Here is a 24,186-nt window from a genome sequence, read left to right on the forward strand (position 1 = left end):
GGACCAGCTTAGGCCAGCGACCATGTGTACAACGTACACGCCGGAGGTGTACGTTGTACACATGGTAGAGACCGGAACGGCGGGCCGGGTGGCGTCGGCGGCGTTGAAGATCCTGCTCGACGAGGGGGCGTCCGCGGTGACCATGCGCCGTGTCGCGGCGGACGCCGGCGTGACGACGATGGCGACCTACCGGCATTACCCCAACCGTGAGACGCTGCTGCGCGCCGTCGCCGAGGAGGCTTTCGCCGAGTTGGGCCGGAAGTGGGGCCGGCGCGGCGGACGCGCCTTTCGCGGCCGGTTCTTCGGCCTGTTCGACGACTTCCTGGATTTCGCCCTGGGGAAGCCGAATCTCTACGCGTTCCTGATCACCGATCGCCGGGAGGGCGCGCGGTCGTTCCCGGAGCAGGCGGATTCACCGGCGTTCGCGCCGGTGGTCGAGGTCGTCGAGCAGGGGATGCGCGAAGGCGTACTGCGGCGCGACGATCCGGTGGAGGTCGCCTTGGCCCTCACCATGCCGGTGCTGGGCCTGGTTCAACTGTATCTCGGCGGGCGCTTTTCTTTGTCCGAAAAGGACTTCCGAGCGCTGTGCCGCCGGACCGTGGAAAGGATTCTCGATGGGCTTCACGCGTAGGCTTTCCTGGACGGTGGCGGCGGTGGTCGCTTCGGCCACGCTGTTCTTCTTCGGCACCGGACTGTCTCCGGTCGCCGCGCTGACGTGGTTCGCTCCGATTCCGTTGCTGCTGCTGGCTCCACGGCTGTCGGGCTGGGCCGCGGCCGCCGCGGCGTTCACCGCCGCGCTGCTGGGCACCGCGAACAGCTGGAGTTACCAAGCCCGTTCCCACGACGTCGCGCTGGTGCCCATCGGCATCCTGATCGACTGCGGCACGGCACTGGTGTTCGTCCTCACCGTGCTGCTTTTCCGTGCACTGGCAAGGAAAGGCCGCGTCCTCACGGCCGCCATCGCGGCTTCGGCGGCGTGGGTGGGCGCCTTCTACGTCGTGTGCGTGGCCAACCCGACGGGGCTGGTCGGCAGCCTCGCGAATGACCAGGGTGATGTGCCGCTGGTGCTGCAGACCGCCGCGGTCACCGGTATGTGGGGCGTGGAGTTCCTGGTGATGTTCGCGCCGGCGGCCGTGGCCGCCGTGTGCCTCGGCGACCGGGGGTGGGTCCGCTTGCGCGCCGGAGCCGTGGCCGTCGCCGTGCTCGGACTCGCGTTCGCGTCCGGGGCCCTCCGTCTCGCGGAGGCACCTGTCAGCGCGACGCGGGTGGCGGCTGTAGCACCCAACCAGTACAAGTGGGCGCCCGAGGTCGGCACTCCAGCGGGTCGCGATCTCGTCGCGGCTTATGTGCGGCAGATCGACAGCCTGCCGGCCGGTGTGAAAGTCGTGGTACTGCCCGAAGGTGCTTTCGGGACGCATGCCGCCGACATCTCCGCCCTCGCCGAGCCGATGCGCGAAACCGCCAGGGGGCGTGGGATCGACATCGTGCTCGGCCTCGTCCGTTATGACCAGCGGACTCCCCGGAACCTCGCCCTGGTCTTTCCCGGCGAGGGCGGCGAGCCGGTGTCGTACCTGAAACACCACGACACGGTGAGCGTGCCCGGGCATGACCTCGTCAAGGTGCCGGTCGGTGAATCCGTCGCGGGAGTGGAGATCTGCGCCGACGTGGACTTCCCGAGCCCGAGTCGTGACTATGCGAAGACGGGAAGCGGTTTCCTGGCCGTTCCCGCGTCGGACGAGAACGTCAACGGCTGGCAGCACAGCCGCACCGCACTGTTGCGGGGCGTGGAAAACGGCCAGCCGCTGGTGTGGTCCGATCAGAACGGCACGGTGCTGGTCGCCGACGGCTGGGGCCGTGTGGTGGCCGAGGCGCATACCGGGGGAGCGGGGCCGTTCACCACGGTCGTCGCGAACCTGCCCGGCGGTCCCGGTGCGACGCTCTACAGCCGCTTCGGTGACTGGTTCGCCTGGTTGTGCCTCGCCATCGCGCTGGGATGCGCGCTTTCCCTGGTGTGGCGGGGGAGATTCCTCAACCGCGATTCGACCAGGTCCGCCGGGACGGCATCGCCCGCGCGCCTTTGACGCGTCTTCCTTCCGGACAAGCCCTCGAAGCGTGGTCAGGGAAGCGCGGTCGGTGCGAGGTGCACCTGGTTCCGTCCGTTGTTCTTCGCCTGGTAGAGCGCCGCGTCGGCCGCCCACATGAGGTCGTCGAGGTTGTTCATACCGGGCGCGGGGTAGAAGACCGCGCCGATGGAGATCGTGCGGCCGCTGACGGTGACCTGCCGCGCGGCCCCTTCGGGCCCGATGGAGACCGGCACGGCGAGGTTTTCCACGCCCCGGCGCAGGCGTTCGGCGAGATCGCACAGCTCGTCGGGGCCGGGAAGACCCGGCACGGCGACGACGAACTCTTCACCGCTCCACCGGCCGGTGATGTCGTCGTCGCGGGTGCTGCGGCGGAGGAGTTCGCCGACCTTGCGGAGGACTTCGTCGCCCACCGCGTGCTGCTTGTACTGGTCGTTGATCTGCTTGAAGTGGTCGAGGTCCAGCATGAGCACGCCGAGCGTGCCGCCGTGGCGCCGGGCGTGCCCGAGCGCGTCGTCGGCGAGTTGCCGCCACCATTTCCGCACCGCGAGGCCGGTCATGGTGTCGTACCGGGCCTGACGGCGGAACTGGGGCAGGAGCAGTCCGCCGTGCATCGCGAGGAGAGCGACCATCACACCGACGAAGACGACCAGCGGGTTGCCCGTCATCAGCAGGCAGCCGGACACCAGGCCCAGCGCCATCGCACCGGCTTCGAGCGACTGCTGTTCGAAGTCGTTGAACAGTTCCCGCGCGGTGGTCGACGGGACGGACAGCGCGATCGCGGACATGACCAGCCCGGTGTTGATCGCCCAGCGCAGCGTGCAGGCGGCGGCGATCACGGCGAGGTCGATCGCACCGGCCAGCAGGGCCGGCTCCGGGGCGCCCGGATAGTGGTGCATCCCGGCGGCCAGGATCATCACCCCGGCCTGGGTGCCGATCAGCACCGTGGCACAGCTGAACACCCAGCGGTGCCCGGCGACCGGCCGGTCACGCGGCCACACCCGCAGCCACGCGATGAGATAGGTCAGCACGACCAGCGCGCTCGCCAGCACCGGCGGCAGGATGAGCATCCCGGCCACCGACCACACGCTCTTGGTGTCGATGTAGGCGACGCTGTGCCCGCGCGAGTACTCGCGCATCCGCTCGACCCGGCGCGTGCCCTCGATCGCCACGACCGCGAAGACCACCAGGGTGGCCAGGTGCACCAGATCCGCCCGGTGGACCGGGCGCAGGAACGCGGTGCCCACCGTGGCCGCGATGGCGACGGCGTTGATCGTCATCACGTAGGTCAGGACGATGCGCGGAACGCGCCACAACCCCCAGCCCGACACCCGGTTGCGGGTGCGGACGATCAGGCCCGGCATGATCCCAGCCCTGGGCCGGGTGCGAGTCGAGTGATCATGCCCTTACCGTAATCGAGTCCATACGGCATGTCGCCGGTATTGACCGTGACGGCAAAAGTGAGGCGCCGGATGTCACCCGGACAGCCGAGCATGAGGCTCGTGTGATTGTTCGCGCGTGGGAAAGGAGGTGAGCCATCGTGCGAGACAACAACTGGTGACGGTGGCCGGGTTCGGTGGAACGGGACGAACGAAGGAGGTGCCGCCGTGCGTGACAACAACTGGTGAACGCGAAAGCGGGAACGTGAAAGTTTCCGTGCTCACGGCCGGGTATTCCGGATGCGCGACGCACGCGCCGACGGCCGGTTACGGGCGGGGACTGGTGGTGGAGAGTTTGTCCCGCTCGCGGGACCGAGTTAAGGAGGGGTCGCGATGCGCGACAACAACTGGTGACGTACTAGAACGGGTGTCCGGTCAGCGAGGAGGCGGTGTGGTCGAAATGGTGGAACCGATCGATCGCGGGCGCCTGGCGGATACGGGAATTTCGCGGAACAAAAGCGAATGCGTGTCCCGAGGAACGAAACCGGGCACGGGTGCCGGCGGGTTTGTCCGGCAGGCCGGGGAAGGAGGAGCGGCGATGCGCGACAACAACTGGTGATCGAAGCGAGACCTGTGGCGGAGCGGTGAGAGGAGGCGGCGTGATGCGCGACAACAACTGGTGAGCGGTGGAAGCCGGGAGAGCACTACCCGCGGTCGCGGGCTGAACGAAGGAGGTGCCCAGATGCGCGACAACAACTGGACCTGATGAACGTCCCCGTCGTGCCGCCGGTCAGTCGGGCGGCTGGGGGCTTGCCCCCGGCGAGGGTGTGGGGGCCGCGCCCCCACCGAACATCGTGGTGCCGTCGTGCCCGGACGCGGCGGCCGAGCGGTTGGCGCGCGCCCATGCCGTCGCGGCGGCCGCCGCCCCCACCGTGCCGAGCGCGGCCGCGCCCGCGATCACCAGTGACGGGGCGAGAATCTGCGCGACCAGGCCGGCGAGCACGATGCCCGCGCCCTGTGCCACCCGGAGCGCGGCGATGGCCACCCCGACGACCAGCGCGCGCTCGTCACGGGAGACGCTTCCCACGTATTCGGCCTGGGTGATCATGTCGTGCGCCGAGCAGGCGCCGCTGATCATCCACAGCAGCACCGTGACGATCAGCCCGGGGACCGATCCGGTAGGCAGCAGGACCAGGCTGCTGCCTACCGCGAGCGGTCCCAGCAGGCGTAACCGGGCCGCCGCCGGCAACCGCCCGATCACCAGGACGCCGAGCACCGTGCCCAGCGGATTGGCGGCGAGCAGCCAGCCCACGCCGGCCGCGCCCACGCCCAGTTGTGCCGCGTACGGCACCGCGATCCCTTCGGGGACCACGTAGAAGCCCGCACAGCAGGCGATCGCCAGCAACGACCGCAGACGCGGGTTCCTGGCCACCCGGACCCAGCCCGCCAGCACCGGCGTTCGCCTGTTCCCGGCGCGCGCCGGAGCGTCCGTGGCCGGTTCGTGGCGACCGAGCCCGAACCGGATGAGCGCGGCCGAGACCGCGAAGGTCGCCGCGTCGGCCCACAGCGCTCCGCCGGTGCCCAGCCCGGCGATCACCCCGCCGCCCGCGCCGAACCCCGCCACCAGAGCGATCTGGTAGGTACCCGACAGGATGCCCAGCCCCTTGACCAGTTGGTCCCCGTTGAGCACGTCCGGCAGCGCCGCCTGCCGGGCCGCGCCGAACGGTGCCGCCAGCACCTGCACGCCGACCAGGAGCACGACCTGGGACCACAACGGCACGCCGGGCACGCCCATGACGGCCACCAGCGCGGCGCGAGCCAGGTCGGCGGCGACCATAACGGCACGGCGGGAATACCGGTCCGCCAGGCCCGCCAGCACCGAGCCGCCCACCAGGTCCGGCACGTAGCTGATCGCGTAGGTCGCCGCGGCCAGCCCGGCCGAGGCCGTCCGGTCGTACACGACGACGGTGATCGCGACCTTCGCGATCTGGTCGCCCGCCACGGACAGCACGTGCGCCAGCCACAAGAACGTGAACTCCCGGACCGCGAAGATTCCGCGGAAGGAAGACGAATCGTCTCGCCCCATGCGCACCAGAGTGTCCGCAGACGGCCACGGTCGGCAACCGCGTACGCGAGTTTTCGCCCGCCGGGATTTTTCCATTTCGCTCCGTCGAACACCGAGTTTCCGAGAACGAAACGGGGACTCGTCTTTTCGCGCGCGGACGCACGCGGGAGGTGGAACGTTGCACCGGATCATCCGTGAAAGAACGGAGCCGGGCTTTCACACGCGAGCGCGGACCGGCGGTATCCCGCGATCACTTGTCCACAATGGACTCTCGTGGGGGCGAGGCCCGGCGTCAGCGCAGCTCGTAGCGCTTGAGCTTGCGATACACCGTGGCGCGGGAGATGCCGAGCCGCTCCGCGACGACGTTGCGGTCGCCTCCCGCGTCGCGCAGCGCGGCCATCAGCACGCGCCGCTCGGCCGCCTGTACCTCGTCCAGCGGACGGCCCGCCTGGTTCCGGTGGTGCCGCGCCGGCAGGTCGTCCAGGTCGATGACCGGGCCGGTGGCGCGGATCCGAGCGCTGGCCAGCACCTGGAAGAGCTGGCGGACGTTGCCCGGCCAGTCGCTCGCCATCAGGGCGACGACGGCCTTGGGCGCCAGCGCCACCGGTTTCCCGCCACCTTCGGCGAGGTCGGCGAGGAGGCTCGTGCACAGCGCCTTGAACTCGCTCCGCCGTTCGCGCAGTGGTGGCACCGCCAGCGTCACGGGAAAGCTCTCGCGCACCAGGACCGCAGCGCTGTGCTCCACGGTGTCGTCGGTGCTGGTGCCGATGACCGGGGTGCGCGCCCCCGTCACCAGGTCGGCCACGGTTCTCATCACATCGGCCGGAACGTCGGTGACGCGGGCGATGAGCACCGAATCCGTGCCACGGCGCAGGACGGCGACGAGGCCGCGCAGCCACTCGCGCGGTTCCAGGTGCGCCAGCGCGCCGTCGAACTCGGCGATGCGTCCGGGACGGCCGAGGCTCCGCAGGGCGGCTTGCGCCTGATAGCGCTTTCCGCAGCCCCGCTCGCCGGTCAGCAGGATCGGGCGGCCGTCCCGGATCGCGCGGGACAGGCGGTCACGGAACTCGTTCATCGGGTTGTCGTGGAGCGGCCCCGGCCCGTACCCCGGACCGCTTTCCTGTGCCGCGTTCCCGAGCGGTTGCAGCACCAGGATCGCGGCGAACTCGCCCTTGGGCTGGTCCACCGGAAGAACCTGGATGGTCACGGTCGTCCCGGAACTCAGGCGCCGCCGGACGCTCCGGTTCCGCGAACCCGATTGCTGGGCCAGTCGGCGTAACAGCTCTTCGTCCGCTTCGTGGACGAGCGCACGGGCCTGGGTGCTCACCACGCACAACCGTCTGCTCACCGCGACGACCGGGCTGCGGTAGCGGCGCTCGGCGGCGGAGAAGGCGTCGAAGAACTCCCGGTCGCTGTCCGACCGGCTGGCCAGCAACTGCGCTTCGATGGACCGGCCGATCTCCATCACCAGCGGCACCACGGCGGCGGAGGTGTATTCGCGCCTGCAGTGGGCGCCGAGCGTGCCGGCGTACCGCTTGGTGAAGGGATCGCGGATGATCACGCCGGTGGTGGTGAGCACTTCGGTGTCCGTGCGGAAGTGTTCCGTGCCGGAGATGATGAACGCGTTCTTCGTCTCGTGTGCGCAGCCGATCCCGTTGGTGCCCATGATGTCTTCGGTGAAGAACGTTCCCGGCCGCACGTTCTGCCGGTGCACGTGCTCGGCGTGCGGGAAGTCCCCGACCACCAGCGTCAGCAGGCGGCAGGCGCGGTCGGCGAGGAAGGCCCACGCGTTGAGATCGGAGATCTCGTCCTTGAGCCGGTTCATGATGGGTTCGGCGACCACGGCGAGGCGGCTGTTCGGCTGGAAATCCTTGTCCACGACGTAGTGCGTGGCCGCCGGGTCCACGCCGGCGAGCATCGAGCGCCGCCACGAGGCCACCACTTCCGGACGGACGCCGGGATAGTCCGCGGGGTCCACCGCCAGAGGGCCGCGGGCCAGGGCATCGAGCTTGGCTTCCCGCACGCGCTCCCATTCGGCCGGGGTGCGGGGAATCACCGGCCCACCAGTCGCCGCCAGCGTCGTCATCTCCTGGCCTCCGAGGTTTCCTGCGGGTGCTTCCCGGTGAAGGATATTGGCGCCGCGCTCCGCGTCCGAACCTGACGGACACGCTACGGACGGCCCGTGCCTCCGGCGTCTCATTTTTGCGACGGCGTTTCGCATGGTGAAGAGCGGCCGTCTCGCCCAGGTGCCGGGATTCCGAAGCCCCAGAGCCCCAGGTTGCTCCCCGGGTCGGGCATAAGGGATCCTGGCCCTCCAGGGGATAGTTAGCTTGGCTACCGAAGGGAGGGCGGGCAGCCCTCAGGTGCCCTCGAGCCGTGACCGAAACCGATTCCGGACCCGCTCCCCGGACGTGGCTGACCAGCGGAGATCCCGGCTGGCAGGACGCGCCGGACCGAAACACGCCCTAGCCGAGCAGGCCGTCCAGATCACCGTCGAAGGCCGCGCGCAGGATGCGGCCCATCTCGCCGGAGTCCAGCGGGCGCGGGTTGTTGTCGACCAGTCGCGCGGCCGACATGCCTCGTTCCGCGACCCAGTCGAGGCGGTCCTCGGACAGGCCCAGTTCCGCCAGATCGCGGGGAATGCCGACGGCGCCGAGCAACTCGGCGACGCGGCGCACGGCCGCTCGTGCGCGACCGCTTTCCGCCGCACTGCCGGAGTCCGCCGCGCCGGGGGCAACCGTGGCGTCGGAGTCCAGTGGGCAGCGCAGTGCCGACGCGACGGCGGCGAACTCCGCGGTCCGGGCGGGCAGGTTGTAGGCCATCACGTAAGGCAGGAGCGCGCCCACTCCGGCGCCGTGCGGCGTGTGCGTGAGCGCGCCGATCGGGTACTGCAGCGCGTGCGCCGCGGCGGTGCCCGCGGTGCCGAGCGCCAGGCCGCCGTACAGCGCGCCGAGGTGTAGTTCGGCGCGGGCGGACCGGTCGTCACCGCCGGAGCAGGCGGCGACGATGCTCCGGCCGATCAGTTCGATGCCGGACAGCGCGTAGCTGTCGGTCAGCAGCGACTTGCCGACGAAGACCCGCTCGGTGCTCAGCGCGGGGTCGGGCGGACGGCGGATGGCCGTGAATGCCTCGACACAGTGGGAAAGCGCGTCCGCCGCCGCGTGGGCGCTCAACGATCGCGGACAGGTGTAGGTCAGTTCCGGGTCGACGACCGCGGTGTGCGGGATGAGGTGGGGACTGGAGATGCCGACCTTCATCTCGCGGTCGGGGTCGGCGATCACCGCGACCGGCGTGACTTCGGATCCGGTCCCGGCCGTCGTGGGGACCGCGACCACCGGCAGCGACGGGCCGGGAATCTTGAATTCGCCATAGTAGTCACCGGGTTTGCCACCGTGCACCAGCAGCGCGGAGACGACCTTGGCGTGGTCGATACAACTGCCGCCACCGACACCGAGCACCACGTCGATCCCCAGCGCCGCCACCTCGTCGACGCAGTCGGCGATCGAGCCGGCGGGCAGTTCCGCCTCGACCGCCGAGAAAACGTGCACCGCCACGCCCGCCGCGCGCAGGTTTTCCCGTATTTCCAGGAATTCCGGCGCTCCGGCCATCCGCGCGTCGGTACAGACCAGCGCGTTGGTGCCGAGCGCGGCGGTGACCGCCCCGAGCCCGCGTCGCTGGCCGGCTCCGAAGATGATCTGGCGCGGCACACGGATCAACCCGGACGCGCCCGCCTCCGTCGTGGCCTGGCCTGTGGTGCTCATCGTTGCTCGCTTCCTGCCGTGGCCGGCCGCAGCGCCGGTAAGTCGTTCCACACCTGATCGGACACTTCGATACCGCGTCCGAGCGCCAGTTCACTCCGGGTCCGTGCCCCGTCGCCGGGCACGGTCACGGGCCCGCCGCCCGTCGCCGGTTCGGTGTCACGGACCGCCTGGAGGTAGGCGCCGATCGCGTCGGCGCGGCCCTCGCCGGGCGCACCGAAGACGATGAAGACGTCGCCCTTGGAGCTGGGCCGGTCCGAGTCGAGCGTGCCCCGCACGTCGGTGCCGAGCGCGGACGCGGTCAGCGACGCGACCAGCACCTCGAGGGAAAGCCCGAGCGCGTAACCCTTCGCCCCGCCGAACGGTGCGATGGAGCCGTCGATCGCGGCGCGGGCGTCGGTGGTCGGTTCGCCTCCGGCGTCCAGCGCCCATCCTTCCGGCAGCGGGAGGCCGCGCTGCGCGTGGTCGTGGATCCTGCCCATCGACACCAGCCCGGTGGCCATATCGAGGACCAGCGGGTGGGGCTCGGCGGGTACCCCGATGGCGAGCGGATTCGTGCCGATCATGGCGCGCCGGCCGCCCCAGGGGTGCACCAGCGCCTCGCTCGTGCAGGTGACGATCCCCGACTGGCCGCCCCGCGCGATGTGCTCGGCGTACCAGCCGAGCATGCCCAGGTGGTTGTTGTTCCGGACGACCGCGGCGGCCACGCCGGTGGTGCGCGCCCGTTCCGTGATCGCGGCGATCGCCGACATGGCCACGACCGGCCCGAGTCCGTGCAGCCCGTCGACCTCGAGCAGCGCGGCACCCGTCCACTCGTGCCGTCCGGTCGCTCGCGGGTCGGCTACCCCGGCGTGAATGCGTTCGACGATCCGGCGCAGGCGCAGCACGCCGTGTGACGGATGCCCGCTTAATTCGGCGGCGATGAGTGTCTCGGTCTGCAGCAGCGCGGCGGCTTCGGGGACCTCGTTCGCGAGCAGGATGCCGAGGACGATTTCCCGCAGCCGGGTGACCTCGACCAGCGCCATGGGCCGTTTCTCCTTGCTCCCGCCAGCTCACTGTCTGAGAAGGACCTTGTCATTCGGCGCGCGCGATGCCACTCTTCGTCCCGACATGCGGAACCAGATTTCTTCCCTCAGCAGAGCGCTCACCCTGCTCGACGTCTTCGGCGCCGGCGATGGCGAGCTCACGCTCACCGAGCTCGCGGATCGCGCGGGAATGCCGAAATCGACGGCACACCGCCTGGTCACCGACCTGGTGCGGTGGCGTGCCCTGGAGCGGACACCGAGCGGTCTGCGCCTCGGGATGCGGTTGTTCGAACTCGGTCACCTGGTGCCCTCGCCGCGCAAGCTGCGTGACGTCGCCCTGCCGCATCTGGAAGACCTCTACGTGACCACCCGGAACACGGTGAACCTCGCGGTGCGGGACGGCCTCGACGTGGTCTATGTGGAAAAGTTCGTGGCGCCCACGGCTCCGGTGCCGCATACCCGCACGGGCGGACGGCTGCCGATGCATTGCACCGCGCTGGGCAAGGCGATCCTCGCGTTCTCCCCGGCCTCGCTGCTCGAAGAGGTCGTCGCGGCGGGGCTGCGCCGCATGACGCCCAAGACCATCCAGGATCCCGCGGTGCTGCGTGCCGAACTGGTCACCATCCGCAGCCACCGGGTGGCCTACGACGTGGAGGAATCCCGCATCGGCCTGCACTGTGTCGGCGCGCCCCTGTTCGGCAGACGTGGTGAGGTGGTCGCCGCGGTGTCGGTCACCGGCCTGCAAAGCCGTTCCACCGCACGGCATTTCGCGCCCGCGGTGCTGACCGCCTCACTGGCGCTCTCGCGTCAGCTCGGCTGGTCCGGCGGCGCCCAGCCCGATCGCTGGGCGAACCGGTGAGCACCACTCGAGGTGTTCGTCATTTGAGCGCGGTGACGAGCCATTCGCGGAACTCGTGGAACGCCCGGCGGTAGAGCTGGTCCGGGCTGTAGACGAGGTAGAACTCCAGACCCTGGCCTGCCACCGAGGGGAAGGGGGCGACCAGGCGCCCGGAGGCCAGATCGGCTTCCACGACCCCCCGTGGCGCCAGGCACACGCCCTGTCCGGCGATCGCCGCATGGCAGGTGAGCGACGAATCGCTGAAACTCAGGCCTCGGTCGACGTCGACGCCGGCGATCCCGACCGATTCGAGCCAGCGCTCCCAGAGGCCGGGGCTGGCGGTCGAGCGGAGCAGATCCTCCGGGTTGAGCTTGCGGATGTCCCTGGGCTCGCTGAGCCCGTGCTCGTCACGGTAGTCCGCACTGCACACGAACACGACGTCACCGGAGACGAGCAGGTCCGACCGGCACCCGGTCCAGATCCCGCTGCCCGGGCGGATCTCGGCGTCGACGTCGAAGTGGCCGAAGTCGTCCGCGCGGCTGGAGGTGATCAGCTCCAGCTCGACCCACGGATGGGCGCGGTGGAACTCGGTGAGCCGTGGCACCAGCCAGCTCGTGGCGAACAGCGTGTAGGAGCGCAGGCGCAGAGACGCCTCCCGCTGGCGCCGGCCGGTGATGTCGTCGGTCGCCTCGGAGATCGCGGCGAGGTGCTTCGTGACGGCTTCGAGGTACCGGGCGCCCGCGTCGGTCAACCGCACGGAACGGCCGTTGTGGTTGAACAGCTGGACACCGAGCCACGATTCCAGCGCCCGGACCTGCCTGCTCACCGCGCTGGGGGTGACGAACAACTCGGCCGCCGCCTGACGAATGTTCTGCCTGCGGCCGGCGACCTCGAACATGCGGAGCGCGTTGAGGGGTGGAAGACGAAGAGTCGACTGTGAGTCTTCCACACCGAGCAGTCTTGTGAGCGGATGCCCGACTTGTCAATGTCGTCTGTGCACCCGGGATCACTGTTGACGCCAGCGCAACACAACGCGAAGGAATTGTCGCTCTACGAGCGGTTTACCTGGGGTTACGCTCGAGGGCGAACCTGTCGGAGCCGCAAATCCCTTGTCCTGACCGAAAACGAACGCCGTCACGGCCTCCGGAGGTGCTCCGCACCGCCGCGCGACGCGCTGTGTCGCGGCCCACCGGGCCGCCAGTGAGGAGAACCTTTCGTGACCTACGACCTCCTGCTCGCCAACGGGCACGTCCTCGATCCCGGCTCCGGCCTCGACGGCAGGATGGACATCGCCGTCACCGCGGGCCGGATCGCCGCGATCGAGCCGCACATCGACCCCTCCACCGCACGGCAGGTGCTGGACCTGCGCGGGAGCGACCGGTACGTGGTGCCGGGGCTGATCGACGTCCACACCCACGTGGGCTACGGGGCGACGACGGCCGGGGTGGGCATGGGATGCTGCGATCCCGACGTGATCGGCGTGCGGTCCGGGGTGACCACGCTGGTCGACTGTGGTTCGGTCGGGGTGGCCAACCTCGGGGTGTTCCCGACGCACATCCTGCCGAAGGCCCGCACCCGCGTCATCGTCTACGTCAACATCGGCAGCTACGCGCACACCATGCCGGGCCCGGCGGACGTGAACAGCCTCGACGACATCAACGAAAAGGCGATCGCCTCGTGCGTCGAGCACAACCCGGGCCTGATCAGTGGCGTGAAGTTGCGGCTCGTCGGGCCGATCGTGTCCGATCTCGGGGAGGAACTGGTCACCAGGGCCAAAGCGGTCGCCCGCGAGCACGGGGTGCCGTTGATGACCCACATCGGCGACTTCACCGCCGCCCGCCGCGGCGGTGACCCGAAGCGACTGTCCGAAGTCACCCAGTTCCTGCTCAAGACCCTCGAGCCCGGCGACATCCTCACGCACCTGTGCACCCCGAACGCCGGTGGCGTGATGGAGGAGGTCGACGAGTCCATGGGCAACCTGACCGAGGCGCGGGAGCGTGGTGTCGTCCTCGATCCGGCCGTGGGCATGGGCAACTTCGGCTACGAGGTGGCCCGGGAACAGGCACAGCGCGGCATGGTCCCCGACACGATCAGCAGCGACCTCACCGCGGGAGGCCAGTCCTTCCACAGTCTCGTCGAATGCATGGCGAAGTTCATGGCGGTGGGCTATTCCTTCCCCGAGGTCATCCGGATGACGACGGCCAACGCGGCGAAGGCGATCGGGCGCGCGGAGGACCTCGGTGCCCTCCAGGTGGGCCGGGAAGCCGACATCACCGTGCTGGACCTCGTCGGTGGCGACTTCACCTTCCGCGACACGACCCACTTCTGGTTCCACGGCGACCAAGGGATCGTTCCGGTGCAGACGGTGAAGTCCGGTGAACTGGTCGATCCGCACTGGGGCCCACATCCCTGGGGATGGCTCCCGGCGACGGCCGGAGCGGAGGGCGGGAAATGACCACGGATTTCGGGCCCCGGTTCACTGTGGACGACGACTGGGAGCGGCTGCCCGCGGAGCGTCACCACGCGGACGTGGTCGCGGTGGACATCGGACCCGACGACCGCGTGTATGTCTTCACGCGCAACGAACACCGCGTCTTCGTCTACGAGAGCGACGGAACCTTCGTCACCTCCTGGGGCGACGGGATCTTCACGATGCCGCACGGCCTCACCGTCGCGCCGGACGGCAGCGTGTACTGCGTCGACGCGGGTGACCATTCGGTGCGGAAGTTCACCCCCGAGGGCGAGTTGCTGACGACGCTCGGCACGCCCGGCGTCGCGACCGACACGGGCCACACCCCGGGAGGCCGGGCGGTGATCCACAACGTGGAGACCGTGCGCAGGCCGGCGGGTCCGTTCAACCGGTGCACGAACCTGTCCATCGCGCCCACCGGGGATCTTTACGTCTCCGACGGCTACGGCAACTGCTGCGTGCACCGGTTCAGCCCGGACGGCACCCTGATCAAGTCGTGGGGCGAGGTCGGCGTGGGCCCCGGCGAATTCCATCTGCCGCACGGGATCTGCGTGACCGCCGACGGCCGGGTCCTGGTCGGCGACCGGGAGAACGACCGGATCCAGGTCTTCGATCTCGACGGCACCTACATTACCCAGTGGACAGACGTGCAGCGGCCGTGCGATCTCGCGGTGGACGCCGACGGACTGGTCTATGTCGCGGAGTTGTGGCGTCCTCGTGGCACCGGCTCGTTCACGCGTGGCCGTACCCCCACCGATCTGCCCGGCCGGGTCACCATTTTCGATCCGCGGGGGAGTGTCGTCGCGCGGTGGGGCGCCTCCACGGTGAGCCGGGCGAGCGCGGGCAACTTCGTCGCGCCGCACGGCATCGCGGTCGACTCGCGTGGCGCGGTGTACGTCGGCGAGGTGACCGACACCTTCGGCATCCGGCCCGGGCGCGTGCCCGCCGACCACGCGCCGCACCAGCTGCAGAAATTCACCCGCATACCGGAGTAGGACCGTCGGCATCCGAAGAGCGAAAGGTTGTGGCGCTGACGACCGTAGCACCATCGCCGGGCGAACCGGCCCAATAGCGTCCTTTGTGGACGGAGGGAGGCGACGATTTCGCCGTCCCCCTCAGCGGTCAGGTCCGCCGCCGTCGAAGTCGACGCAAGGACCGGCACCCAATCGCTGACGATCGGGAGGTGGCAATGGAGCCACGGGAATCGCAAGCATCGAGTGACGTTTCACTGGCGGAGGAGCCGAGAATCAGCCGGGTGGCGGCCCGGCTCGACCGGATTCCGGTGCTGTTCCGGCACTGGCAACTCGTCCTGCTCGGTCAGTTCATGTGGGGGTCGGTCCTCCTGCTGGACACGATGGCGGCCCGGATCTACCCCGTCTACTGGGGTCCGAAGCACATCATCACCCAGACCCAGTACTCGGTCCTCGTCGGCGCCGCGACCGGTGCGGGGCCCCTGCTCGGCGGCGTGCTGTTCGGCTATCTGGCCGACCGGTACGGACGCAAGCGCATCATGATCGTCTCGTGCGCCGTGGCCGGTCTCATCGCCTGGCCCGCGGCCTTCACCAAGTCGTGGCCGTTGCTGCTGGCCTGCGTGGGCATTTCGGCGCTCGGCATCGGCGGCGCGCTGGCGATCGTCCCGTCGTACAACTCGGAGTGGTGTCCACCGACGTCCCGGAACCGGCTGATGCTCGGTTCCCAGGTGCTGTCCCAGATGATGCTGGCTTTCCTCGGGACCGCCCTCGCGTTGGTGTTCCTGCCTCAGAACTTCGTCGTCTACGTGTTCGTGCTGGCCGGGATGCCGCTGGTGACGATTCCGCTCATCATGCTCACCATGCCGGAGTCCGCGCGATGGCTGGAAGACCACGGCCGGTACGGCGAGGCCGACGCGATCGTGTCCAAGATGGAGGCGAAGGCCCTCGCGAAGCACGGTGAACTGGCCGAGCCCGACTACGAGGCGCACCGGATCGTCGACACCGCGAAGGTCAGGATGACCGATGTCTTCCGCGGGCACTACCTCCGCCGGACGATGGTGATCCTGACCGTCTGGGTGTTCTTCTACTTCGGGCCGGGTGGCGGGTTCACGCCGTTCCAGGGCGTCTACATCGTGTCAAAGGGCTTCAGCGCCTCGCAGCTGTTCACGATCCTGATGATCGGCGGCATCGGTGGCGTCGTCGGGGTGTTCCTCGCCGCCGTGTTGAACGAACGGTTCGAACGCCGCCAGCTCGTCCTGTTCGCCTCGCTGGTCTTCACCGCCGGCGTGGTGTTCTACCTCGTGGGCGGCAAGTCGTACGGGATGCTGGTGATCGGCACGATCCTGGCCATGTTCGGGTTCGGCGTGATGCTCAACAACCTGTACAACTACTCGGCGGCCATCTACCCGACCCGGATGCGCTCGGTGGGCACCGGATGGGCCGACGGTGTCGGGCACGTGTCCGCGGTCTTCGGCCCGCTCATCGCGGGAGCCTTCTACAGCGGTACCGCGGGCGCGAACCACGTCGGATGGTTCGGCTGGTTCGTCATCGTGGGCACGCTCGCGCCCGCGTTCATCCTCTACCGGTTCGGCGGCAACCAGCGCAGCATCTCGCTGGAGAAGTCTTCGAGCTGACCTACGGGGCCGCGTCCCGTCGCCATCCCCGGCGGGACGGGCCCCGGTCCGCGTGCGGCCGTCCCGATCACGGAGCGGTATCGTCCCCGGCATGGCCGGAGGAGGAGCCCCGTGAGCGATCGGCACTACGTGACCACGCCGGACGCGGACGCGGACGGGCCGCACCCCGGCCCCAGCGTGCCTCAGACGGCCAAGCTGGCGGTGGTCGTCGGTGCGCTCGGGGTGGTCTTCGGGGACATCGGGACCAGCCCGATCTACACCCTCCAGACCGTCTTCAACCCGTCCGACCCGCATCCCGTGCCGGTCAGCATCGAGCACGTGTTCGGCGTGGTCTCGCTGGTGTTCTGGTCGGTGGTGATCATCGTCATGGTCACCTACGTGCTGCTGGCGATGCGCGCCGACAACGACGGCGAGGGCGGGATCATGGCCCTGATCGCGATGCTGCGGCGGTGGGGCACGCAGCGCGGCGGACGGGCCACCCTCGTGCTGGCCGGGCTGGGCATCTTCGGTGCTTCGCTGTTCTTCGGCGACAGCATGATCACCCCGGCGATCTCGGTGCTCTCGGCGGTCGAAGGGCTCAAGGTCGTCGAGCCGTCCCTGGCCGAGCTGGTCGTGCCGATCACCGCGGTGATCATCATCGTGCTGTTCCTGGTGCAGCGCCGGGGCACCGAACTGGTGGGCCGGATCTTCGGGCCGGTGATGATCGTCTGGTTCACGGTCGTCGGCGTGTTCGGGGTGGGCGGTATCTTTCACCACCCCGACATCCTGAAGGCGCTTTCGCCGGTCTATGCGCTGAAGTTCGTGGCCAATGATTTCGGCACCGCGTTCTTCGCCCTGTCCGGCGTCGTGCTCGCGGTCACCGGCGCCGAGGCGCTCTACGCCGACATGGGCCATTTCGGGCGCCCCGCGATCACCCGGGCGTGGCTGTTCCTGGTCTTTCCCGCGCTGGTGCTCAGCTACCTCGGCCAGGGGGCGTTGATCCTCGGCGACGAGAGCACGGTGAGCAGCCCGTTCTTCCTGCTGGTGCCCGGCTGGGGGCGGATCCCGATGGTGCTGCTGGCCACCGCGGCGACGGTGATCGCTTCCCAGGCGGTGATCAGCGGCGCGTACTCGGTGGCCTCCCAGGCGGCCCAGCTCGGCTACCTGCCCAGGCTGCGGATCGCGCACACCTCGGAGTCCACCAGGGGGCAGATCTACGTCCCGTGGATCAACTGGCTGCTCATGGTCTCGGTGCTGACCCTGGTCTTCGCGTTCCGGAGCTCGTCGGCGCTGGCCTTCGCCTACGGCGTGGCGGTGACCGGGACGATCACCATCACCACGCTGTTGTTCTTCCGCGTCGCCCGCCGGAAGTGGGACACCCCACGATGGCTGATCGCCGTCGGCGCGACCGTGCTGCTGGCCGTCGACCTGCTGTTCTTCGCGGCGAACGTGACCAAGCTCGTCCACGGCGCGTGGCTGCCCCTGCTGATCGGCCTCACCGCGTTCACGATCATGACCACCTGGCAGCGGGGCCGGGCGATCGTCACCGCGGAGCGTGAGCGGCACGAGGGATCACTGCGGGAGTTCGTCGAGGAGCTGCGGAAGAAGAGCTCGGCGATGTGGCGCATCCCGGGCACCGCCGTGTTCCTCAACCGGGGCCAGAAGACCGCGCCGCTGGCGTTGCGCGCCAATGTCGAGCACAACCACGCCCGTCACGAGCACATCGTGATCCTCTCGATCCAGACCGAGCCGGTGCCCCGGGTGCCGGCGGGCGAGCGGGTCTCCGTCGACGACCTGGGCTACCGCGACGACGGCATCACCTATGTCGAGGCCCGGTTCGGCTACATGGAAACCCCGGACGTGCCCGGCGCGCTCGCCGGTCTCGCTCCCGACGCCACCGAGGGTCCGCTGGAGCTCACCGACGCGTCCTACTTCCTGTCCAAGATCGAACTCCGGCGCGGGGACGAGCCGACGATGGCGGAATGGCGCAAGCGGCTGTTCATCGCCACCTCCTACATCACCGCCGACGCCGCCGAGTACTTCCGGCTGCCCCGCGAGCGCACGGTCATCATGGGTTCCCGGATCGAGATCTGACCCGGCGCGCCGGCGGGTCCGGCCGTACTGTGCCGATCGTTACCAATCCGACCACAGCCACGGCCGAAACGGGTGTCTGCAAGCAGATTGGCTGCGGTCCGTCTCGGCCTACTTTTGGTCGGATTGGTAAAATTCCTTGGATGCGCAGGCTCGTGTTCCGGGGTCGCCGATGATCGACGACAGCTGGTATCGCTCGGTCACCGGCTTCGCCCAGACGCTTCCGTGGCTGTCCGGCCCCGCCGTCGCGTTCAGCGAGTACGCGATCTTCCTGATCTTCCCGGCGTTCCTGGCGATCGGCTGGTGGTTGCGAACGCGCGGCGTGGACACCGCGGCGCGGGTGCTGTGGGTGCCCTGCGCGGTGGTGCTGGCCTACGGCGTGGATTGGCTTCTCAAGATCACGATCGCGGAACCGCGACCCTGCCGGGCGCTGGCCGGCGTGCACCCCCTGCTGCCGTGCGACGCCCCGACCGTCTATTCGTTTCCCAGCAACCACACCGTTGCCGTCGCCGCGTTCGCCGCCGCGGTGTTCCTGGTGCGCCGCCGCTGGGGCGTGTACGCCACGATTTTCGCCGTGCTCGTAGGATTTTCGCGGGTCTATATCGGAGCGCACTATCCGCACGACGTACTGGGCGGAGCCGCTGTCGGCACCGCGATCGCCTTTCTGGGCGTGCCGCTCCACCCGTATCTGGTCGCGTTCAGCCGCCGCGCCGTCGACGCGTTCGGCTCCCGCGTCGCCGCGCGCCGGGCGACGCCCGAAGACCCCGGCATGGACATGGCGGTCGAGGAGACCGAAGAGGAGCGGAGCTGAGCCCTGCCTGCGGGCGACGTTCCGGCGAAACCGGCGCGGGCGAGTTCACGCGGTACATCTGTTCAGGATGCGGAGTCCAGCAAGAGGTTGTTGAAGACTTCGGTGGGCTTGAGCCGAGTGTCTGTCGTGGACGGTCGTTCCGCCGGCGACCTTGTCGAGTTCTTCTTGCGTGTGGCCGGGCAGGCCGGCGCCTTTCGGGAAGTACTGGCGCAGGAGGCTGTTGGTCTTCTCGTTGCTGCCGCGCAGCCAGGTCGGGTGCGGATCGCAGAAGTAGAGGAGCATCCCGGTGGTCATGATGAACCGTGCCTGGCGGGTCATTTCGTTGCAGTGGTCGCAGGTGATGCTGTTGTTGAGCAGTTCGGGCGGCGTGTTCATCCGGCCTGCGAGCCGACGCGCGATTTCGTCTGCTGCCGCCTCTTGATCCCCAACGCGATCGCCTCGCGCTCCAGCAAATCCAACGGGCGATCACGGCCCACCCGCAGCTCCGCCCGCCACCGTCCAGATCGTCATCCCGGGTGGTGCACTGCCCTCTGGAACCCGCCCCAGGGAGCGAATGGTCCTTTCGTTCCGTTGAAGCTCACCCGAACGTGTATAAACACCTGTTCGATACGTCGGTAGAATGGGCGCATGGCTCCACTGACTCCCGTGCACGTGTCCTCGCTGAGTGACACGGCAGTGCTGGATGCGTTGCGGGAAGCGGAGATCCGGCGCCGTCAGCTGTATCGAGACGAGCTTGTCCTCGTCGCCGAAATCGAGGCGCGGGGTATCACGACGAGCCGGGGAATCCATATCGAGACGTCCGCGCTGCTGCGGGATATGTTCAACCTCAGCTCCCCCGAGGCACAGCGAATGGTCGCCCACGCCGAAGCCCTGTGCGGCACGGTCACACCCACCGGCGCCCGCATCGACCCGCAGCTTCCCGTGGTGGCCGACGCCTTGGCCGACGGGATGATCTCGCCAGGTCATGTGGAGGCGATCCGCAAGGCCGTCACCGGCCTGCCGGACACCGCCTCCCCCGAAGACCGGGCGATCGCGGAGAAGATCCTGTGCGAGGCCGCCATCACCAGTGAACCGTCCCACGTCAAACGACTCGGCGACGAGATCGCGCTGCGTCTGGATCCCGACGGCGACGAGCCGAAAGACAAGGACCTGCTACGTCCGCAGCGGCGACTGGATGTGCAGGAGACCCGGGATGGCCGCGTGCTGGGCCGGTTCGACCTCGACACCGAAACCGGAGCACTCCTGACGACCCTGCTCTCCCCGCACACCGCACCGCAGCCCACAGAAGACGAGCCCGATCGACGTTCGCGCAGCGAACGTTACGGCGACGCGTTCCGCGACATCCTCACCCTCGCCGCCCAGTGTGAGAGCACGCCGAGTGAGGCGGGGGAACCGGCGACCTTGATGGTCAGTATCACGTTGGAGGAGTTGAAGTCAGGGATCGGGCACGGACTGGTGGATGGCTACTGGAACCTCTCCGCCGCCCAGATCCGCCGCATCGCCTGCGACGCAGCCGTCGTGCCCGTGGTACTGGGCTCGAAGAGCGAGATTCTCGACATCGGACGTGCCACCCGGGTCGTCCCTCGTGCTATCCGCCGGGCGCTGATCCGCAGGGATCGCGGTTGTTCATTTCCGGGGTGCGCGAAGAAGGCCAAGTGGTGCGCCGCTCACCACATTTTAGAATGGTATTTCGGTGGGCCGACAGCGTTGGAGAACTTGACCCTCGTCTGCCACTATCACCATCGAGTTTTACATCACAGCGAGTGGAAAGTCCGCATGATGCAAGGGTTCCCGGAGTACATCCCACCGTCCTATGTGGATCCCGAGCGCAGACCACGGCGCAACACCCTCCACTCCATGCGCACGTAACCACGCCACCACATCCTCGCCGATAAGAGTGCAAACCGATCCTCGGACAACGTCATGGGGCAGTCCGGGGAATCAATGCTGCCCCAAAGCAACGCCTACCGCGAACCTTGGCATATCCCCGCACCTCCTTCACGGACGCGGGGCTGCCCAAACGTCGGCCGCCAGCGCCGGATGGTTAGGATTTTCTTTGCAGCAGAGGAATCGTCGTGGTGCCGGCATCGTGCGCGTTTCGCCGGTCACCCTACGGACAGTAGGGCGCGCAGTTCAGGATGCCGGACCAGTGGACCTCGGTTTCGTCCTCCCCGACGAACGCGAGCACCCGGACCCGCAATTGCCCGCCCGGGGGCGGAGTCGGGAAGGTCGACCGGAAATCGGCGGATTGCCCGGGGGAGACCAGCGCGCCCCGATACGGTTGCGTCCAGCCGGCGACGGCGACCATGGAGCCGTTGTATTCGACGGACGGGTCGGGGTAGTGGGCGTCGGTGTTGCCCCGGTTGTCGACGTGCACGTCGACCTCGACGTGCGGGCCCCGGATTTCGCCGTCACCGTCCGGTTTGGCGGCCCAGTCGACGGTGTAGGTGACGTTGTCGAGCGTCCACGGCTGGCCGGGGCTGTTGTCGGCGGGGGAGACGGCGCCCGCGGGCGCCGTCTCCGACGGGGTCGCGCAACCGCCCGCGAACAGCAGCGCCGCGGCGAGCGTCACGGCGGGGATCAGCGAAATCCTCATGCCGGCCTCGGCCGGGGTCGCACCGCCTCTTCGGTCATGCCCGCCTCCCGACGTTCACCGTGACGGGTTCCCGATTTTGCGGCTTGCGCGCGGAGGCGGGCATCGCCTGATGAGGGTGAGGTGGGCTCCTGACTCCTGGCTGGTGGCTCAGGAGCGGCGCAACCTGCGGAGCACTGCCCTGACGAGAAGCGGGAGAAGGAGCGTCACGGCGAGGACCAGGGCCGCGATCGGGCCGAAGGTGCCGAAGCCGTCACGGTCGTAGGCGGCCGGTTCGGCGTCGCGCCAGTCGGCCGAGCCGCCGTTGGCCAGTGACGCGTCGGCCGCGCTGGGGCCTCCGGTGGCGCCGCTGGGACCTCCCGCACCTGCCTGTGCCGAGGGCCGGTTGCCGCCCGCGCCGCCGTGGGTAAGCGCTTTCACGCCGCCGAGAGCCTCGAACGGGTCCGGCGGCGAGGTCGCACCCGCGCCCAGGCTGCCGTGGAACGTCGGGTTCGAGCAGTTGCCGGGATTCAGTTGCCGCGCGGGCGCGCCGGTCAGCCGGGCGACCGCGTTCATCATTTCCTGGGAAAGGTTCGGGGGCAACGGCGAATAGCCGATACGGGCCATGTTGATCTGCCCGTCGCAGGCGACGTGGGAGACGAACGCGGCGGCGGTGTCCGTCTTGCCCTGGTCGCCGTAGCCACCCTTGCACGTGTCGCGGCCACCTGAGCACGGCATCATGAGATACGAATAGGCGGAAATGGGGTAGGTGAGCGGATCGGAGTTCGTGTAGACCCCACTGAGTTCCTGGGAAAGGTCCGGCCGGAGGTTCGCCCTGGTCAGTGCGGCGGAGATGTTCTGCGCGTAGGGCTGGGTGTAGCCGCCGGACTGGTTTTCCACCCACACGGTGGGCGCGTTGTATTTCTTCGCGTAGCCGAATTCGTCGTATCCGATCGAAAACGGGACGCTGCCGTTCGCGACGGTCTGTGCGATCTGGTCGGAATCGGCGAACAGCCGGTACGCGGTGCCGTCCTGGCCCGAGGTCGGCAGTTGGATCGGGCGTACTCCGGCGGACAGGTTGCCGATTTCGGCGACGTTGCGCGCGATGAACTGGTTGTAGGCATCCGGCGCCATGTGCGCGACGAAGTCGTAGAACAGCGCCGTCGTGCCGGACTGCCCGCCGCGGCCGATGAGGGTGATCGGCTGGTCGGGCAGGGCGAACCCGCCGTTGGTGGCGGTGATCGCGGGATCGCTCCAGCGGGTGATGCTCCGCGCGAAGATGCGGGCGATCGTCGCCCGGGTCAGGTGCAGGGTGGTGACTCGCCGGCCCGCCGCGTCGCTGACGTTGTACATCACCGCGACCGCGCCGGCCACGTCCGGCACGTACTGGTATCCCCGTGCGGCGGCGCTGATCCCGCCGCCACCGGCCGCCTGCAACGAACTGACCTCGGCCTCGGTGCCCCCGAAGTCGACCGTGCGGTCCCCGTACTGGTTCACCCCGGCGGGCGAGCCGAGAGCGCTGTAGTTGACCGGGATGCCCCGCGAACCGGCCCCGTTCTGCCAGTCGCTCATGGCCAGGCCGACATAGGTCGATCCGGAGCCGTTGAGTTGCCCCAGCGCGGCGGCCTGGGGCGCGAACGCGAGTTGCGCCACGATGACGAACACGGCGAAGCCGGCGAGCTTCTTCACCCGAACCGCCCGTGCACGTAGTCGTGGGTCCGTGGATCCTCCGGGTCCGAGAAGATCTTCTCGGTCGGGCCGTGCTCGACCACCCGGCCGGGCTCGTTCTCCGCGGCCAGGAAGAACGCGCAGTGATCGGAAACCCGTTGTGCCTGCTGCATGTTGTGCGTCACGATGACGACGGTGACCTCGTGGCCGATCTCGGCGATGGTCTGCTCGATACGCCGGGTCGAGGTCGGGTCCAGGGCCGAGCACGGTTCGTCCATCAGCAGGACGTTCGGCCGCACCGCAAGGGACCGCGCGATGCACAGCCGTTGCTGCTGGCCGCCGGAGAGGGCACCGCCCGGAGCGCCGAGACGGTCGCGCACCTCGCGCCACAGCCCGGCCCGCTCCAGGCTCCGCTCGACGAGTTGGTCCTTGTCGTCACATTTCACACCCGCCAGCTTCAGCCCGGCCAGCACATTGTCCTTTATGGACATGGCGGGGAAGGGGTTCGGTTTCTGGAAGACCATCCCGATGCGCAGGCGCACCTGTTGCGCACGGGTGCCGTCGGCGTAGATGTCGGTGCCGTCCAGCAGGACCTCACCGGCCAGGCCGGCGTTCGGCACCAGCTCGTGCATCCGGTTGAGGATGCGCAGGAAGGTCGACTTGCCACAGCCCGACGGGCCGATGAGCGCGGTGACCTCGCGGGCGGGCATGTGCAGGGAAACGTCTTCGAGCACGAGCCGGTCACCGAACCACGCGGCCACACCGCGGCTTTCCAGCGTTGCCGCTCCGGGCGGCGGGCCACCGATCAGGCGGGTGGCGATCACTTCGTCGTCGACGGCTTGAC

19 protein-coding genes and 1 pseudogene are annotated in these 24,186 nt (G+C 69.0%); 10 read left to right on the forward strand and 10 right to left on the reverse strand.

The genetic code is table 11. The annotated features are described in order from the left end of the window. Nucleotides 1-61 precede the first annotated feature (61 nt). On the forward strand, nucleotides 62-631 hold the full coding sequence (locus tag ACFSXZ_RS08365) for a TetR/AcrR family transcriptional regulator (protein WP_378263042.1): 570 nt from the start codon (nucleotides 62-64) through the stop codon (nucleotides 629-631). Next, nucleotides 615-2,081 carry a nitrilase-related carbon-nitrogen hydrolase gene (locus ACFSXZ_RS08370; RefSeq protein WP_378263044.1) on the forward strand — a complete coding sequence of 489 codons (1,467 nt, stop codon included), beginning with the start codon at nucleotides 615-617 and terminating at the stop codon, nucleotides 2,079-2,081. Before ACFSXZ_RS08365 ends, ACFSXZ_RS08370 begins: the two co-directional genes overlap by 17 nt. A 35-nt stretch (nucleotides 2,082-2,116) precedes the next feature. Here the strand turns inward: ACFSXZ_RS08370 and ACFSXZ_RS08375 are convergent, their stop codons facing one another. Further along, complete coding sequence (locus tag ACFSXZ_RS08375; protein WP_378263046.1) at nucleotides 2,117-3,445, reverse strand: GGDEF domain-containing protein; 1,329 nt, start codon at nucleotides 3,443-3,445, stop codon at nucleotides 2,117-2,119. A gap of 466 nt (nucleotides 3,446-3,911) precedes the next feature. Between ACFSXZ_RS08375 and ACFSXZ_RS08380 the strand changes: the two genes are divergently transcribed. Continuing rightward, nucleotides 3,912-4,079, forward strand: a complete 168-nt coding sequence (locus ACFSXZ_RS08380) for a hypothetical protein (protein ID WP_378263048.1) — start codon at nucleotides 3,912-3,914, stop codon at nucleotides 4,077-4,079. 171 nt (nucleotides 4,080-4,250) lie between these two features. On the opposite strand, the gene ACFSXZ_RS08385 is transcribed toward ACFSXZ_RS08380, so the two are convergent. The 4 genes from ACFSXZ_RS08385 to ACFSXZ_RS08400 form a co-directional block, all read right to left on the reverse strand. After that, complete coding sequence (locus ACFSXZ_RS08385; protein WP_378263050.1) at nucleotides 4,251-5,546, reverse strand: MFS transporter; 1,296 nt, start codon at nucleotides 5,544-5,546, stop codon at nucleotides 4,251-4,253. A gap of 271 nt (nucleotides 5,547-5,817) precedes the next feature. Further along, on the reverse strand, nucleotides 5,818-7,611 hold the full coding sequence (locus tag ACFSXZ_RS08390) for a sigma-54-dependent Fis family transcriptional regulator (protein ID WP_378263052.1): 1,794 nt from the start codon (nucleotides 7,609-7,611) through the stop codon (nucleotides 5,818-5,820). Between the two features lie 379 nt (nucleotides 7,612-7,990). Then, nucleotides 7,991-9,286, reverse strand: coding sequence for an iron-containing alcohol dehydrogenase (locus tag ACFSXZ_RS08395; RefSeq protein ID WP_378263054.1), 1,296 nt, complete (start codon nucleotides 9,284-9,286; stop codon nucleotides 7,991-7,993). Next, entirely contained in the window at nucleotides 9,283-10,308 is a 1,026-nt protein-coding gene (locus ACFSXZ_RS08400; RefSeq protein ID WP_378263056.1) for an Ldh family oxidoreductase, read from the reverse strand. The genes ACFSXZ_RS08395 and ACFSXZ_RS08400 overlap by 4 nt, the downstream gene beginning before the upstream one ends. An 85-nt stretch (nucleotides 10,309-10,393) precedes the next feature. On the opposite strand from ACFSXZ_RS08400, the gene ACFSXZ_RS08405 reads away from it, so the two are divergent. Then, the gene (locus tag ACFSXZ_RS08405; RefSeq protein WP_378263058.1) at nucleotides 10,394-11,167 is read left to right on the forward strand and encodes an IclR family transcriptional regulator; all 774 of its coding nucleotides are present in this window, start codon (nucleotides 10,394-10,396) and stop codon (nucleotides 11,165-11,167) included. Between the two features lie 19 nt (nucleotides 11,168-11,186). On the opposite strand, the gene ACFSXZ_RS08410 is transcribed toward ACFSXZ_RS08405, so the two are convergent. Continuing rightward, nucleotides 11,187-12,095, reverse strand: coding sequence for a LysR substrate-binding domain-containing protein (locus ACFSXZ_RS08410; protein ID WP_378263060.1), 909 nt, complete (start codon nucleotides 12,093-12,095; stop codon nucleotides 11,187-11,189). Nucleotides 12,096-12,362: 267 nt separating this feature from the next. Here ACFSXZ_RS08410 and ACFSXZ_RS08415 point away from each other — a divergent pair, with 267 nt between their 5' ends. The 5 genes from ACFSXZ_RS08415 (at nucleotide 12,363) to ACFSXZ_RS08435 (ending at nucleotide 19,102) form a co-directional block, all read left to right on the forward strand. Continuing rightward, complete coding sequence (locus tag ACFSXZ_RS08415; protein ID WP_378263062.1) at nucleotides 12,363-13,601, forward strand: amidohydrolase family protein; 1,239 nt, start codon at nucleotides 12,363-12,365, stop codon at nucleotides 13,599-13,601. After that, complete coding sequence (locus ACFSXZ_RS08420; RefSeq protein ID WP_378263064.1) at nucleotides 13,598-14,611, forward strand: peptidyl-alpha-hydroxyglycine alpha-amidating lyase family protein; 1,014 nt, start codon at nucleotides 13,598-13,600, stop codon at nucleotides 14,609-14,611. The genes ACFSXZ_RS08415 and ACFSXZ_RS08420 overlap by 4 nt, the downstream gene beginning before the upstream one ends. A gap of 194 nt (nucleotides 14,612-14,805) precedes the next feature. Continuing rightward, complete coding sequence (locus ACFSXZ_RS08425; RefSeq protein ID WP_378263066.1) at nucleotides 14,806-16,221, forward strand: MFS transporter; 1,416 nt, start codon at nucleotides 14,806-14,808, stop codon at nucleotides 16,219-16,221. Nucleotides 16,222-16,332: 111 nt separating this feature from the next. Continuing rightward, nucleotides 16,333-18,294 carry a potassium transporter Kup gene (locus tag ACFSXZ_RS08430; RefSeq protein WP_378263068.1) on the forward strand — a complete coding sequence of 654 codons (1,962 nt, stop codon included), beginning with the start codon at nucleotides 16,333-16,335 and terminating at the stop codon, nucleotides 18,292-18,294. Nucleotides 18,295-18,463: 169 nt separating this feature from the next. Beyond that, nucleotides 18,464-19,102 (forward strand): phosphatase PAP2 family protein, encoded by a 639-nt coding sequence (locus tag ACFSXZ_RS08435; RefSeq protein WP_378263070.1) that lies wholly within the window; start codon nucleotides 18,464-18,466, stop codon nucleotides 19,100-19,102. 100 nt (nucleotides 19,103-19,202) lie between these two features. Here ACFSXZ_RS08435 and ACFSXZ_RS08440 read toward each other — a convergent pair. Further along, nucleotides 19,203-19,393, reverse strand: a pseudogene (locus tag ACFSXZ_RS08440) (transposase); the annotation flags it as partial. 336 nt (nucleotides 19,394-19,729) lie between these two features. Between ACFSXZ_RS08440 and ACFSXZ_RS08445 the strand changes: the two are divergent. After that, a complete protein-coding gene (locus ACFSXZ_RS08445; protein WP_378263072.1) occupies nucleotides 19,730-20,971 on the forward strand; it encodes an HNH endonuclease signature motif containing protein in 1,242 nt (413 codons plus the stop codon). 241 nt (nucleotides 20,972-21,212) lie between these two features. Here ACFSXZ_RS08445 and ACFSXZ_RS08450 read toward each other — a convergent pair whose 3' ends face one another. The 3 genes from ACFSXZ_RS08450 to ACFSXZ_RS08460 form a co-directional block, all read right to left on the reverse strand. Next, nucleotides 21,213-21,698: a hypothetical protein gene (locus tag ACFSXZ_RS08450; protein WP_378263074.1), complete on the reverse strand. Its 486-nt coding sequence runs from the start codon at nucleotides 21,696-21,698 to the stop codon at nucleotides 21,213-21,215. Between the two features lie 147 nt (nucleotides 21,699-21,845). Next, nucleotides 21,846-23,363, reverse strand: a complete 1,518-nt coding sequence (locus tag ACFSXZ_RS08455; protein WP_378263076.1) for a substrate-binding domain-containing protein — start codon at nucleotides 23,361-23,363, stop codon at nucleotides 21,846-21,848. Further along, the gene (locus tag ACFSXZ_RS08460) at nucleotides 23,360-24,151 is read right to left on the reverse strand and encodes a phosphate ABC transporter ATP-binding protein (RefSeq protein ID WP_378264748.1); all 792 of its coding nucleotides are present in this window, start codon (nucleotides 24,149-24,151) and stop codon (nucleotides 23,360-23,362) included. Before ACFSXZ_RS08460 ends, ACFSXZ_RS08455 begins: the two co-directional genes overlap by 4 nt. Nucleotides 24,152-24,186: the final 35 nt, after the last annotated feature.

It is taken from the genome of Amycolatopsis pigmentata (assembly GCF_042684065.1).
Lineage (GTDB): Bacteria > Actinomycetota > Actinomycetes > Mycobacteriales > Pseudonocardiaceae > Amycolatopsis_E > Amycolatopsis_E pigmentata.